Raw genomic sequence first — 14,454 nt, forward strand, 5'->3', positions numbered from 1 at the left:
TATTCAATACATATATTATATATATTATATATATTGAGTAAAGATTTCAGGGAATTTATTGCTTAAAATCAACTATTTATTCCCTGATTTTTTATGTCTCGTTGATAATTTAAGAAAAAATATATATACCATAAAATAAATATATAATACACTATAAATATTGACTTTGCACATTTTAATATTATATAATTTAAATATATTTAAAAAAATGAGGTTTAGAGTTATGGAGTTCACATTAGAATTCTTTGCTAATGAATGATATGGACTATTAAAACTACTCTGTGATCACCAGGTCAAAGTAAAAGATTCTTTTTATGTAACACTTTCACAACAAGAGATAGTATACATGGCTCATATCTCTAAATTAAAAGCTAATAAAATAATAAATGAGCTTATGGAACAAGAATGCCTTTGTCTTCATAACAACAAACGAGGTAAATACGGTTTAACAGAAAAAGGCTTAAAGGTTCTGTAGCTCATTTAAAAAAACAATACTTAAATTTAGCTATCCACGGATCATTAAATTTTAGAAAACATAGTCTCTATATAGATATTTTATTTTTAATAACATAGTACCTATAAAGATATAAAGTAAGAAAGGAGATAAATTTCATGCCTAAAAAGAAAGTATTCATGAAAAAAAGCACATTAGATAAAACATTAAATGATTTTTATTCAGCACATTATTCTAAAAAAATTTTTGATAAAAATTTAGAAGAAGATGTAGATGATATTGTTAAAGATTTACTTAAACCAATATTTGGAACTTGTGTTACAGGTAAAAAGACAGGAAATAAGAAAATTGATCATAATATTCCTACATATCACGGAGAAACAGGTTCTGGTAAGCCAGATATTATGATTTATAACTACTTTGGCAACGAGGAAGTTTCTTTAATTATAGAAAATAAGAATTTTACATCAAAAGAAAATGCAATTACTCAAGCAGAATGTTATGCAAAAGTTGGGGATGTTATTAAAAAACCAGTAAGAGTTATTATTGGTAATTCCCCTTCACATAAATTAGAAGTAAAAGTATTAACAGAAAAAGGATACTTGCCTCTTTCTATTAACGGTAAAATTGTAAATCAATTTATAGGTAAAGATATTTTAGAGCTTATTTATAATAATCCTAATGTTAATGAATTTGTATTGGAAGAGCTGATAGAGAAAAAATTTACACAAAAAGACTTTCACAACATAATTAATAAACTTAAAACTTTATATCGCCAGATTCCAGAAATTCAAAACAATGATGACTTATCTATTAACTTCACAGTATCTTTTATAGCTTTAAAAATGATAATGGAAAAACAGAAGATATCATGGGAAAGTATTAATAACCCTGATGATATTAAAAAGGAAATAGATAATATCATTGGTAAAAAAGCATCTCAATCATTAAAAGAGAAATATGAAGATATCTTTGTTATGATAGATAAAGATGATAATTTAAAATTTAATTTCAGAAATATAGTAGATGCAATTGACATAAGAGAAAACGGAGAAGATATATCTCCTGAAAAATCTGTATTGATGGACATTCATAACAATTTAACAGCAATACCACAAAAAGATTTATCTATCGATTTGTTTGGTGAAGTTTACGAATGTTTAGCGAGTAAAAAAACAAAATCTGTTTTAGGTGAATATTTTACAAGAAGGCATATTATTCAAGCAATCGTAAGAATGTTTTTCTCTGAAGATGATATTCAAAACATTGTTGAATATAAAAAGACTATTGGGGATCCTGCTTGTGGTACTGGTGGTTTTCTCACAGAAAGTTTTAAATATATAAAAGAATATTGTGAAAAAGAACATCCTGGTCTAGACTTAACTGGATTAGCCAGTGAAATCATGATTGGTTATGATATTAATGCAAATAGTATTGGAAGAACAAGAGTAAATATGACATTAGCAGGAGACGGTTTTTCTGACATACAAAGATTTAATACTCTTACAACTCCTTTTCTTGATAAAGATAATAATAATGGTCTAAAAAAAGATATTGACTATATATTAACCAATGTTCCTTATGGTAAAGGAGATATAGCACTAAATGATCCAAATAGTTCAGATGAGTTTTTAAAATCAAATAACAATAAACGCTTGGAATTGAATTTTGTTATTAAGATTATTTATATGCTTAAAAAAGGTGGTAGAGCTTCAATTATTGTTCCTGAAGGATTATTAGAAGCACCTACACTTGCTCCTTTTAGAGAATATTTGCTTAAACAATGTAAATTAACAACAATAATTTCATTGCCTAAATTTGCTTTTGCTCCTTATACTAAATGGAAGACTTATGTTATTTTTATTGAAAAAAGAAATCAACCATTAAATAACATAGATCAATTAATTGCCAAAAACGAAAGAACATGGTGTTATATCGTTGATAATGATGGATACGCAAATTCAGACAAAAGATTTCCAACTGCTTTAAAAGATAGTAACGGAAAATGGTTGCATGATGAATTACAGCCATATATAGATTATGATGGAGTAATGCAATCCTCAAAAATCGAGCAAGCATATGAATGTAAATTAGAAGACGAAAAACAATCATATTTCAACGAATGGAACGAAGAAATTAAAGGTAAGAAATGCGGTTTTATTACCATTCATGACATTACTGAAAAGAAAACTGAACAATATCAACTTTTAACAGCTAAAGAGGTAATAAATAAAATAAAATTAGAAGCAAATAATCAAACTGCACTTAATGATGAAGACTATTCCGTATTGACGGATTCGTTAAAATTAGGCAAAAAGGGATATTCTGTAAAAAAAGAAGATTATCTTGAAGATGGACAACTCAAAGAAGAAATGATTCCTATATTTGAAACATTACAAATAGATTATGATGCTGAAAATAATAAATATTATGATTTAAGTCAAGAAACAACAACATTTTTGTTACCACTTATTCCGGAGAAATACTTAAGAAAAAAAGAAATTACAACAATAACTTTAGATGAATTAACTACTAAAGTTAACGAAATAGAGAATGAATTAAAACATTTATTCGGAGGTGTTCACAATGCCTAATAAAGTATTAATTGGAGATATTTTTGACACTTCAAGAGGAAATGTCATTTCTGAAGAAGAAATCTATCAAAATTTTGAAAAAAACGGAATTCCAGTATATTCTTCTCAAACAGAAAATAATGGCTGCATTGGTACAGTTACTGAAAAATACTATAATAAATCCAATAAAAAAGGTGAAGCAAATACTTTAACATGGACTACTGATGGAGCGAATGCTGGTAAAGTCTTTTTTCGAAATAACAAATATTTATATACAAATGTTTGTGGAAAATTAAAGCAAAAAAATTTTAATTATAATATTAATTTAGAATATATTTGCCTTATTTTGAATTGTCTAACAAAAAAAGAAAGAAACTCTGTCAATAGTAATCCTAAATTAATGTCAAATCAAATAGAAAAAATTAAAATTTATCTACCTTCAATTGAAGAACAAAATGCCGTTGTAGAAAAATATAAAAAACTAGAACAGATTAGAACAAATATACTTTTAGAGCTTAAAAAGATTAACACATTATATAGCTACACAACAATTTTTGCAAAGGAAGCTGAAACAATCAAAATGGAAGATGTTTTTGAAATAAAGACGGGTACAAGAATTATTGAATCTGATATATATAAATACAAAGGATCCTTGCCATGTGTTACTTCTCAAACTATAAATAATGGAATTGCTTGGTATGGTGATGAAAATTGGTTAAAAAACAATTTTAAAGATAAAATTATAGATGAAAAAGAATGCATAACCTGGTCAAAAGATGGAAATGCAGGAAAATTATTTTACCGAAACTATAAATTTTATCCAAATGACCATTGTGGTGTTCTCATATTAAAACCAGAATTTCTTGAAAAAGTTAATTTAAAATGGTTTTTCTATACAATGGAACCATATATAAAAGAAAATGTTTCTCAAAAAAATTCTCAACCAATGCTATATAATAGTGCTATGAAAAATATAAGAATTCCTTATCCTTTTCCGCCAATTGAGGAACAAAATGCTATTATAGAACTTTATGACAAATTATCAAATATAAAAAATAACCTTGAAAATATTCTGTCACAAATACCTATTTAATTTAAAAGACACATCGGATTTGATTCCAGTGTGTCTTTCTCTGTTTATAATATATATTTTCCACTTTTCATAGCTTGTAGGTCTTCATCATCTATCTTGTAGCTTCTATCTTCTGCCAGCAACTTATAAATAATATCACTAATATTGGGCTGCTCTAATATCTTTGATACTAATGACCATAAAGCTAATTTTCTATAATGGGTTATTTTACATTCTTTTGCAATAGCGTATAACTTTGCTTTTGGTTGGTCTAAAAGGTATTCTCTCTTATTGAAAGAAGTAATGCCATCCTCTTCATTGAATTTAAAATACTTGTTTGATGTAGCTTTCCTTGATTTATTAGTTTATTCTTCCAGAAGTTTAATATAACAGCTTGTATGTTTCGGTAATTCTAATTCTTGTGATTTCACATCAGCAACAGTATAATTGGAATAAGTTTTCAATATATCAATAAAGATTTCTTCGGTGTCTTTTATCGAAGTTGGATAATGACTATTCTTCACTTTCCAATTACGTATATATGTAAAAAATCCAATGTAGTCCTGCAAATATTTTGTTGATGTATTTATCATATCAACATAGATAAATTTTTTAATATCATTTAATCTCTTTTACTTTTACAGGATCAGAATAGTCAGGAGTTTCATAACCATTTCTTTCAATAATCGTTAAATAGTTTGAAAGCTTTTCATAATGTGCAATATTTTTAAGGTTGCAGTAATTCTCATAAACATAATTGACATCACTACATAAATAAGCTGGGTTTACCAGATGACTTTCAAACAAATCTACAAATAATTCATTTGTAAGTTTACCAAAGCTACTAACCTTACATACGCAGTAATCTCTATTATCAATCGCAGTAACAACAGTAGCAAATTCGGGGCCCATAATACCTAATTTTAATGGCCTTCTACCATATCTTGGATTTCTTTTCTCTGATTTATTAATCTTTGATATAAGGTTTCTGCTATCCTTTTGAGATTCCCTTATAAATGTTTCATCTACTTGTATGATTCTTATTAATTTTGGCATAGGAAGACTTGCAAGAGCATGGATCAGTTTCATTCTCCATATTCATACAATTTTATAGTTAATTCCAGCACATCCATATTCTTTTTAAAGAACATTAATCATATCAGGTAAAGAATAACTGTTAATTGTCATTTCAAGCACTTTAATCTATATATCCCAATGCCATCTTGTTTTTTCAAGTATAGTTCCAGAAAAGGTAGTGAATTTGTTAGAACAATCTTTACAGCAATACACTTGAATATGGTTTCGTTTACCAACCTTATTAAAATGAGTAGAGTGACATTTCTGGCAATAATTATTTATACTTAATTCTGTAATCTCTTTTCAAAATCAATAGTAGTAATGACTTCCATATCATTTTTAAAGTCAGATCCAGTATTTTTTAAATAGCATTCTACTATTTTTCTAAAATCATTGTAAGGTAAAGTATCAATAAATGTCATAAAATCTTCAAGTGTAAGTTCTTTTCCAGCCATAATTTCACCTCAAATATTTATTTGGTTTAATTTTATACACCATTATTATAACATTTTTATAGTATATTCTCAATGATAAAAACACATAAATCCCATGAAAAACTTGATTTTTACTGATAAAATAAGGGTTTTATGATATACATCTATTATTGGATAATATAAATGTTAAAAGTAGTGGTTGATATAAAAAATTTTTCATGCTACAATTACTACTAATGATCACGTTGTAGTAATCTTTGATTTAGACTACAACCTTAAAGGCTCCTTTTTAAGAGTCTTTTCTTTTAATAAAAAGTAATTCCTATGAGTAAAAATTTTTTAAATTATGATGAACAAATAAATAAATTAATCTCTAAAGGTCTAATTATTAATGATAAAGCCTTTACATTAAAATGCTAAAAAAATCAGTTACTATGCTTTAATATCTGGTTATAAAGACTGTTTTAAAGATAAAAATACAAAAGAATATAATAATGTTAAATTTGAGGATATCTACCATATATATAAATTAGATAAAGAACTTGGAAATTTATTTTTAAAGTATATTCTAAAAATTTAAAGAAAAATAAAATCACACTATTCTTATTTCTTTTTTGAAAAATTTGGAGAAAGTCAAAAAGAATATTTAAATGTAAACAATTATAACTATAATGAATTTCAATATGAACAAAACTGTTCAAATTTTTCAAAAATTTTAAGAAATATGGGATTTCTAAAAAATTGGTATAATATTTTAAAGTTCTGCTAAAGGCTAGATATAAAATTATATCTAGCCTTATATATTAACTTATTTCTCTTTCTAACTCTTTATTATTTATTTTATTTAAAATATTTTCTACTAAAATATGTACTATTTGTTCATAAGTTTCTTCTATAGTATTAGGATTATGAAATATAAATTTTATATTCCCCAAAGATAAGCCCCCTTTTATATTATTTAATTTATACTATGCTTGTATAAGATTAAATATGCTTATCTCTATTTATAAAAATATTAATCTAATTTATTTGATATATTTTTTAAGTTTTCTGTATCTTCTAAAAAAGGATTAATAGCAAAATCTTTCTTTTGCATATAATCAATACCATTTGAAATAGACTGGCTTAAAATTTCATCAAATCTATCTTCATCACTAATATCAATCATTCTTAAAAACATATTTATAAGTAAAAATAATTGCCCTGATGATATCTTGCCTATTTTCATAATCATTTTAGCAAGTCTATTTGTTTGTATATCTAAAATTTGTTTTATATCATTAATATTATATATAGAGGTAAGCTCTGCTCTAACTATACCCGCAAAAAAATCAACATCTTCTTTATAACTTTCTACATTTAGCCCTTTATCTATAAATCTTCTCACTAATTCAGACATAGACATATGTTTTTTTGTACTTAAAGTTTTTAATATTTCTGACTTTTCTTTTGTTACTTTAACTGTTATTTGAACTATTTCTTCTTTCATTAATATCACCTTTTTCTATATAGTTTAATATTATTATTTTATTTAAGTCAATTCTTCTATTTTCATATAAAATATTGTATTTATCTTGTAATATACTTTTATATGAATTTAATTTCCTTGTAAGTATATTTACTTTTGTTTTTAAGTTATTATTTATCTTTAAAAGCTCATTTAATAAATCTGTAGAAGTACCTTTAAAGCTTTTATTTTCATTATTTATAAATTGACTTAATGCTAATATAGTTTCATCTTCATTTTTATCAAAATATGTAATATTTTCATTTTTTATAAATCTTAAATTTTCATCTATCTTTAAGTTTATAGTTGTGGTTTGAATATCTTTACCTATTATTTTTAGACTATATAAGTCTACTGTATTTTTACTTAAATAAAATATTGTATCCATAAAACAACTTATACTATTATCATTACTTATAACAAATATACCTATATTTTTAACATCTGATAAAATTTTTAAATTATGTAATATTTTATATTTACTTTTATTACATTTAATTACTTTATCAAAACTATCTATAACAATAAAATTAATATTTCTATTTTCTAATAGAATTTTAGATATTGTTGTTATAAAATCTTCATATATTAAATTTGGGTCTGTTAAAAAATGTATTATACCTATTTTTATATCAAACATTTTCTTCAATCTTTTTTGCACAAGCCCTATACTATCATTAAAATTTACATACAAAACTTCTCCATATACAGTATTTAATTCTAAAAAATCAAATCCTACACTCTTTCTCACAGATAAATATAATGCAAACATACTTTTTCCTATTTTTTCTTTACCTGTTAATAAAGATAATCCTGTTGGTAATATTTTATTTATTATCCATCTTCTAGGCTCAAACTCACTACTAAATATTTTTTCAGTTGTTATTATATTATTCATTATATCACCTCGTTTTTTAGTATAGGTAAATATTTACATTTTGTCTATATTATTATATAATTTTTAGTATAGTTATAGCTAAATTAAATATTTTAATTATATATTTTTGCTAAATTGGAGGTAAAAATGTTAGGTAAAGCTTATATTAAAAATAAAGATATTTATGTTCTTTTTGACAAAACAAATATAGGAGAAAGAACAGGTATAATTTATCCTTTAGGTTATCATATTACAAATTTTACAACTTTAGATATAAATAGATTAAAAGAAGAATATATAAAAATGATTGACTATACATTATCAACTAAATTTAATATTGATGATTATTTTAAAAACTTATCATTAATAGTTGATAACTTTGATAAATATTCTCCATATTTACACTATTATACACAAAAACTAATTAATAATATATTTGATGCTCTTAATTATCTTAAAAGAACGCAAGCTCTATATGATACATATAAATTACTAAATTTAAATAAATATGCCTACAATAGTCTATATGATGTAAAATTAGATTGCTTAAGTTTTTTAGATGCTATTCTAAATGATATTAATAATAGCAAAAATAAATTAATTGAAGAATTAGAATTTTTACAAAATAAATTTGAAGATTTAAACCCTATGGAAAAATTATATTTAATAGACTATAATAGAAAATTGTTAGGAAAAAGTCCTTATTATACAGAAAATTATTTTACTTCTGCTTTTGAACCTAGTAAAATTTTTATAAAAAAATATGTAAATCAAGATAATATAATTAATGAATTTAAAAATAAAACTGTTGAAATAGTAGAAACATTTATACTCTATAATAGTGATGATTTAATTAGATTTGAATTAATTCAAGTAGTTAAAAATAATATTAAAATTAATAAGTGTAATCTATGCAATAATTATTTTATTCCACTAGGTAGAAATGATGCATTATATTGTAATAGAATTTATAAAAATCAAAATAAAACTTGTAATCAAATAGGTGCAAGACTAAAATATATAGAAAAAAATAAAGAAAATCCTATACACATACAATATGAAAAAGCCTATAGAAGAATGTATTCTAAACAAAGAAGAAATGTTATTAATAAAAAACAGTTTTTTGACTGGACAGAAAAAGCTAAAAATTTAAGAAATAAGTGTATAAATAATGAAATTTCATTTGATGAATTTTTAATATTTTTAAATAGTGATAAAATAAAGCCTACTAATTAAAGATAGGCTTTTTATTATATATATGTTCTGACTTCAGTAACCTCAAAACTATTACTGTTAATATATATTATATTTTTATTTTCTTTTAAAGCATAGTTTAAAGTAGAATATGTTCCACTATGTTTATCAATACCATTATATATACCTACTAATGTAGTACATTTGTCTACTAAAAATTTATTTCTTTTTAAGTAACAATCTTTTGAAAAATTTTTTTGTAAAACTATTTTACCTGTACAGTTATTAATTAAATTATTATACCTAAACTTATAATTATCATTCCATCTTTCCATTTGATTTTCAAAAGGTATTATGCAATATAGTTTTATATCATTATGTTTTTCCTTTAAATTCAAAATAATTTCTCTCAACCAAATATCTATACCTATTGCACAACCTGTTAAAAAAATTTTATTACCATCTAAATACAATTTTATAATTTGTTCTATAAGTAAATACTTTAGTCTAATACAGTCTATATGATTTTCGTTATTTTTAAAATGAAATTTATTAGGTCTATGTCCTGTAATCGAACAAATCTTTTCCATAAAATTCTCCTTTACATAATTATAAATTATTAATAAATACAATTATTATTGTATTAACTTTAATTTAATTATAGTACATAATATTAATAATGTAAAGGGGTGTTTTTATGAATATAGGCTCAAAATTAAATTTTATAAGAGAAACTAAAAAAATTAGTGTATATAAATTATCAAAATTAACTGATATTTCAGAAAACCATATTCACAATATTGAAAAAGGTGTTACTCAACCTTCTGTTTTAATTTTAGAAAAACTTTTATCTGCTCTTGGTACAAATCTTTCGGAATTTTTTAATGAAAATAACAATGTTGTTTCCTTAAATAAATTTGAAACAGATCTTATTCAAAATATTAGATTACTTGATGATGAAAAATCAGATGCTATTTTAAAAATAATTAAATTAATGAATAATAAATAAATTATTTTAAGACAAAAAAGTGTGAAATATCCTATTCACACTTTTTATATTAGTCTATATATTTAGAAACATTCTTTTTAACGGAAAAAATGTTTTTTGTTCGGAAGCTTTTTCTTGAAATGTCGTTAAAGCCTTTGGTTTTAAGCTGTTTACGGTGAAATGGGACATTTCACTATTCCTGCCTAAAGTATACAAACATAATAAATATTGACATATATTGTAAAAATATATATAATTAATAATATAAGTTAACAAATAGTTTTCTTATAAGTTTACTTTATACAATATAAGGTATAAAGGTAGAGGATTGATGTCAAGACCTGTTGAATATATTTATTTAGCAAGGCTTGAATAAGATTAATAACTATAGAACTTATTATGTCTTCAATAGATATTATATTGTATCCTAAAGTTATTATGATAATCACCTCCAATAGATATGCTATTTCTATTATAGCATAATTTATAATTGCAAATTTTGGACAGCTAATATTGATATTAAAAAATATTAATATTAAGTTTTTGTATATACCTGTCAACATTAGGAACGCTGTCCTCCCTGTTGACAGGTTTATGCTATTTTAAGGAGATTTTTATGAATTGGATAGAATGGAAAAAGAATAATAATACTTTATCAAAGTATACACATTTTGATAAACGAACTTCCATATGTAAATGTTTTAATTATATTATTAATCCTGATAATATATCAAAACATAGTTTTTATCCTTTTATATACTATGAACAAGAAATAAGAAAATTTTCTAGAAAAAATTACTTAAAATATAAGCAAGGCATAAAAGAAAAACCTAAACCTAAAACTAGACCTATATGTTACTCATCTCATATTGATAAATGTATTTATAAATATTATAGTGCGTTATTAAATTTAAGTTATAATTCTTATAGCAAAGAAAATAATATTGATAATTGTGTATTGGCATATATAACTAATAAAGATAAAAAAAATAATAATAATATTTATTTTGCTAAAAATGCTTTTGATTTTATAAAAAAATCTGATTGTAATATTATAGTTGGTGATTTTTCTAATTTTTTTGATAACTTGGAACATAATTATTTAAAGAAATGTATTAAAGAAGTTTTAAATGTTAATACATTATCTAATGATTGGTATGCTATTTTTAAAAATATAACTAAATATTCTTATTGGAGATTAGAAGATTTATTAGAATTAAATAACATGAAATATAATTTTAATGATATAAAAGAATTTAATAAATTAGATATAGCTTTATCTAGAAGTAAATTTAAAGCTTTAAAAAAGAAATATATTATACCAAATAAGAAGAAATATGGTATTCCTCAAGGTTCTGCTATTAGTGGTGTTTTATCAAATGTGTACATGATAAATTTTGATAAATCTATAAATACATATATTTCAAGTTTAAATGGTTTATATTTAAGGTATAGTGATGATTTTATTATTATATTTCCTAAAAATAATAATATAAATGATGTTCGCTCCTATATAAATAAACAATTAGAAACTATCCCAAATTTAAAATTACAAGAAGAAAAAACTCAAATTTATACTTTTTGTAATAATACTATAAAAAATTGTACAAATTTATATTATATTAATATTAAAGAAAATAGTAATAAAATTGATTATTTAGGATTTGTCTTTGATGGTAAAAAAGTTACTTTTAGAGACAAAACTATTTCAAAATATTATACAAAAATGTATAGAAAACTAAATCATATAATAAGATGTCAAGGTAAATCTAGACTAGGAAAAAAAATAAGTTGCAGAAACTTATATATAGATTATACTCAAAAAGGTATAAAACATGTTAGAAATCCAAAATATCCTAATAGTAAAGGTAATTTTTTAACTTATGTAAATAGAGCTAAAAAAATATTTGGTAATGACTATTTAATAACTACATCAACCAATAGACATTTACTAAAAATACGTAGAAAAAGACAAAAATTTGGTATTTAACTATATTTTATAAATGCAAAATATAAGAGGTTAACTTAAATTACTATACAATAATATTTGAGTTAACCTTTATTTATTATAAATATACATATTTATATTATGTTTATTTTAAAAAAATATATATTTTTAAAATATTTTATTAAAACAAATCACTATGTGTACCTGTTCTTGTCAAATATAAAATAAGCTCATTATCACATATTTCATAAATTAATAACCAATCTGGAGTTATATGACATTCTCTACAACCCAAATAATTACCAATTAAATTATGGTCTTTATTTTTATCTGGTAATTTTTCACCTTTTGCTAATTTTTCTACTATATCATTAAGTAAACTTATATTATATCCTCTTTTTATAGCTAGTTTTAAATCTTTTTTAAATTTATTAGTAGCAACTATATTATACATCTTCTTCTACTTCCTTTAATAATTCTCCAAAACTTGAATATACTTTTTTATTAGGATTATTTTTAAGTTGTTTAACTTCTTCAATTGCTTCTAATGTTTCTATATTATTTGTATTTAATGATAATTCAAAAGGTATTTTTTGTTGTATAACAACTGTTTTAGCAAAAATATTAAATGCTGTTGTCATAGTTAAACCAAGTTCATTACAAAATAACTCAAATTGTTTTTTCAAATTTTCGTCCATTCTTATATTTATATTTGTTTGTGCCATAAAATCACCTCTAATTAATATTATAATATATATCTATATTATATAATTAATATTAAAAATATAATTGGTATAGAACAACCCAAAACTATTATACCTAGAAAAATTAAATAATATAAATTTATTATATATATTACTACTTAAAAGCATTGTAAAATTAAATATAAAGAAAATCTTCACTAAATTTAAATTCATTTATAAATTTATATGGATATATAAGTAAAATGGTATAAACTCTAAAATAATAATTTTAGGTTTTATAAATATTTTACTATACTGTTTTTGTTTTTTGTTGTTCTTTTAATGTATTATTAAAATTTATTCCTGAATATAATTTTATTACAAATTTTTTATAGAAAATATTAATTGAATAAATATCACATCTAGAATTACTATTAAATATATCTAGCTTCATCACTTAACTCTCTCAATATTAATTATATGTTTTGATTTTAATGAAAACAGTTCTTCCCAATTAGCAAATATATCAGGTTTAATTTTTATACTATTAAACTCATTTTTATCAACCCAACAAAAGAAATTTTCATCTTTTATAAAACTTCCACTAGGAATAATATCATCAGTCTTAAGTAAATAAACAAACATTAATTCATGATGCTTTTTTCCTCCGTATTCAAAAAAATTTTCTACACAATATAATAGATTAATAATATCAACATTAATATTTAATTCTTCATAAAACTCCCTTTTTACTGCTATTACAGTTGACTCATTTGCTTTTACTCTACCACCAACTAAAGCATAAAAATCATCATATTCTTTTTTATGAAGTAATACTTTATCATCATTATATATTATTCCACAACTTCTAACACTTACAATAACACCATTAATATCCACATTTATATCTTTATTACTCAAAACAACCTCCTATAATTTCAAATAATTCTTCTTAACTTGTTGCATATCCATAATTTAGCAAAAATCACAGTTTTTTAACAACTTCTCTAAAATAACATTAGAATTTTCTATTATATCTTCAGTATAAATTACTTATGGATATATGTAAAGATACTTCTACAAAAAACTATAATTTTGATGATGAATTTATATATGCTATATTAAAATCAGAAAAATATAGTCATGAAGCTGTGTGTATCTTATATTTATTATATCCACATTTAAATTATGATAATAAAGATTTTCATCAAGACAATTTACATTCTTCAATAATTTTTAAAGATAAAGGAAGACTTAAAGATATACCCGAATAAGATAGAGCATTTACATTACAATCTAAAAATTGGAATGGTATTGCAAATTTACAACTATTAAATGGAAGATTAAATGCGTCTAAAAATGATATGTCTTTAATATATTGAGTAAATAAATATATTAAAACTAACGAAGACTTATATTTATCAAATAATATTAGATTAGATATTAAAGATTTTAAAATTTTTATTATTAATCGAAAAGAAAATATAAAAAATATTTAAAAAGTATTATGCACTAATGTAAATAACACCTATTGAATAGGTGTTATTTACTAACTTTTCACTTGCCAAAAACATTCTATTTTATTACAACCATATGTACAGTACTTTTACTAATGCCAAACTTTTTAGCAGTTTCTCTAACAGTAGC

The 14,454-nt window shown here is 22.7% G+C and carries 18 protein-coding genes; 8 read left to right on the forward strand and 10 right to left on the reverse strand.

What is annotated here, in order from left to right:
- Positions 1–337: 337 nt before the first annotated feature.
- The 3 genes from R5Z65_RS08145 to R5Z65_RS08155 all read left to right on the forward strand — a co-directional run bounded on the left by R5Z65_RS08145 (position 338) and on the right by R5Z65_RS08155 (position 4,120).
- Positions 338–475 carry a winged helix-turn-helix domain-containing protein gene (locus R5Z65_RS08145; RefSeq protein ID WP_317368433.1) on the forward strand — a complete coding sequence of 46 codons (138 nt, stop codon included), beginning with the start codon at positions 338–340 and terminating at the stop codon, positions 473–475.
- 137 nt (positions 476–612) lie between these two features.
- Entirely contained in the window at positions 613–3,048 is a 2,436-nt protein-coding gene (locus R5Z65_RS08150; protein ID WP_317368410.1) for an N-6 DNA methylase, read from the forward strand.
- Entirely contained in the window at positions 3,041–4,120 is a 1,080-nt protein-coding gene (locus tag R5Z65_RS08155) for a restriction endonuclease subunit S (protein WP_317368412.1), read from the forward strand. Before R5Z65_RS08150 ends, R5Z65_RS08155 begins: the two co-directional genes overlap by 8 nt.
- A gap of 597 nt (positions 4,121–4,717) precedes the next feature.
- On the opposite strand, the gene R5Z65_RS08160 is transcribed toward R5Z65_RS08155, so the two are convergent.
- The gene (locus tag R5Z65_RS08160; protein WP_317368413.1) at positions 4,718–5,155 is read right to left on the reverse strand and encodes a hypothetical protein; all 438 of its coding nucleotides are present in this window, start codon (positions 5,153–5,155) and stop codon (positions 4,718–4,720) included.
- A gap of 305 nt (positions 5,156–5,460) precedes the next feature.
- Positions 5,461–5,631 carry a hypothetical protein gene (locus tag R5Z65_RS08165; protein ID WP_317368414.1) on the reverse strand — a complete coding sequence of 57 codons (171 nt, stop codon included), beginning with the start codon at positions 5,629–5,631 and terminating at the stop codon, positions 5,461–5,463.
- A 403-nt stretch (positions 5,632–6,034) separates the two neighbouring features.
- Here R5Z65_RS08165 and R5Z65_RS10230 point away from each other — a divergent pair, with 403 nt between their 5' ends.
- The gene (locus tag R5Z65_RS10230) at positions 6,035–6,190 is read left to right on the forward strand and encodes an Abi family protein (protein WP_369124032.1); all 156 of its coding nucleotides are present in this window, start codon (positions 6,035–6,037) and stop codon (positions 6,188–6,190) included.
- Between the two features lie 223 nt (positions 6,191–6,413).
- On the opposite strand, the gene R5Z65_RS08170 is transcribed toward R5Z65_RS10230, so the two are convergent.
- The 3 genes from R5Z65_RS08170 to R5Z65_RS08180 form a co-directional block, all read right to left on the reverse strand.
- A complete protein-coding gene (locus R5Z65_RS08170; RefSeq protein WP_317368415.1) occupies positions 6,414–6,545 on the reverse strand; it encodes a hypothetical protein in 132 nt (43 codons plus the stop codon).
- 80 nt (positions 6,546–6,625) lie between these two features.
- Positions 6,626–7,099: a hypothetical protein gene (locus R5Z65_RS08175; protein ID WP_317368417.1), complete on the reverse strand. Its 474-nt coding sequence runs from the start codon at positions 7,097–7,099 to the stop codon at positions 6,626–6,628.
- A complete protein-coding gene (locus R5Z65_RS08180; protein WP_317368418.1) occupies positions 7,068–8,015 on the reverse strand; it encodes an AAA family ATPase in 948 nt (315 codons plus the stop codon). The genes R5Z65_RS08175 and R5Z65_RS08180 overlap by 32 nt, the downstream gene beginning before the upstream one ends.
- Positions 8,016–8,141: 126 nt before the next feature.
- On the opposite strand from R5Z65_RS08180, the gene R5Z65_RS08185 reads away from it, so the two are divergent.
- Positions 8,142–9,230, forward strand: a complete 1,089-nt coding sequence (locus R5Z65_RS08185; RefSeq protein WP_317368420.1) for a DUF6076 domain-containing protein — start codon at positions 8,142–8,144, stop codon at positions 9,228–9,230.
- 14 nt (positions 9,231–9,244) lie between these two features.
- Here the strand turns inward: R5Z65_RS08185 and R5Z65_RS08190 are convergent, their stop codons facing one another.
- Positions 9,245–9,778 (reverse strand): SLOG family protein, encoded by a 534-nt coding sequence (locus tag R5Z65_RS08190; RefSeq protein ID WP_317368422.1) that lies wholly within the window; start codon positions 9,776–9,778, stop codon positions 9,245–9,247.
- A 107-nt stretch (positions 9,779–9,885) separates the two neighbouring features.
- On the opposite strand from R5Z65_RS08190, the gene R5Z65_RS08195 reads away from it, so the two are divergent.
- Both R5Z65_RS08195 and R5Z65_RS08200 read left to right on the forward strand, forming a co-directional pair.
- Positions 9,886–10,197 (forward strand): helix-turn-helix transcriptional regulator, encoded by a 312-nt coding sequence (locus R5Z65_RS08195; RefSeq protein WP_317368423.1) that lies wholly within the window; start codon positions 9,886–9,888, stop codon positions 10,195–10,197.
- Between the two features lie 595 nt (positions 10,198–10,792).
- A complete protein-coding gene (locus R5Z65_RS08200; protein ID WP_317368424.1) occupies positions 10,793–12,166 on the forward strand; it encodes a reverse transcriptase/maturase family protein in 1,374 nt (457 codons plus the stop codon).
- A gap of 139 nt (positions 12,167–12,305) precedes the next feature.
- On the opposite strand, the gene R5Z65_RS08205 is transcribed toward R5Z65_RS08200, so the two are convergent.
- From R5Z65_RS08205 to R5Z65_RS08215, 3 genes are all read right to left on the reverse strand, one after another.
- The gene (locus tag R5Z65_RS08205; protein ID WP_317368427.1) at positions 12,306–12,578 is read right to left on the reverse strand and encodes a type II toxin-antitoxin system YafQ family toxin; all 273 of its coding nucleotides are present in this window, start codon (positions 12,576–12,578) and stop codon (positions 12,306–12,308) included.
- Positions 12,571–12,849 (reverse strand): type II toxin-antitoxin system RelB/DinJ family antitoxin, encoded by a 279-nt coding sequence (locus R5Z65_RS08210; RefSeq protein WP_317368428.1) that lies wholly within the window; start codon positions 12,847–12,849, stop codon positions 12,571–12,573. Before R5Z65_RS08210 ends, R5Z65_RS08205 begins: the two co-directional genes overlap by 8 nt.
- Positions 12,850–13,260: 411 nt before the next feature.
- On the reverse strand, positions 13,261–13,728 hold the full coding sequence (locus R5Z65_RS08215) for an NUDIX domain-containing protein (protein WP_317368430.1): 468 nt from the start codon (positions 13,726–13,728) through the stop codon (positions 13,261–13,263).
- Positions 13,729–13,862: 134 nt separating this feature from the next.
- Between R5Z65_RS08215 and R5Z65_RS08220 the strand changes: the two genes are divergently transcribed.
- Entirely contained in the window at positions 13,863–14,081 is a 219-nt protein-coding gene (locus tag R5Z65_RS08220) for a hypothetical protein (protein WP_317368431.1), read from the forward strand.
- 301 nt (positions 14,082–14,382) lie between these two features.
- Here the strand turns inward: R5Z65_RS08220 and R5Z65_RS10235 are convergent.
- Positions 14,383–14,454 (reverse strand): sporulation transcriptional regulator SpoIIID (locus tag R5Z65_RS10235; RefSeq protein WP_369124033.1); only part of this gene is annotated, 72 nt, incomplete at its 5' end.

Source organism: uncultured Tyzzerella sp., assembly GCF_963558545.1.
Classification (GTDB): Bacteria; Bacillota; Clostridia; order Lachnospirales; family CAG-274; genus Tyzzerella.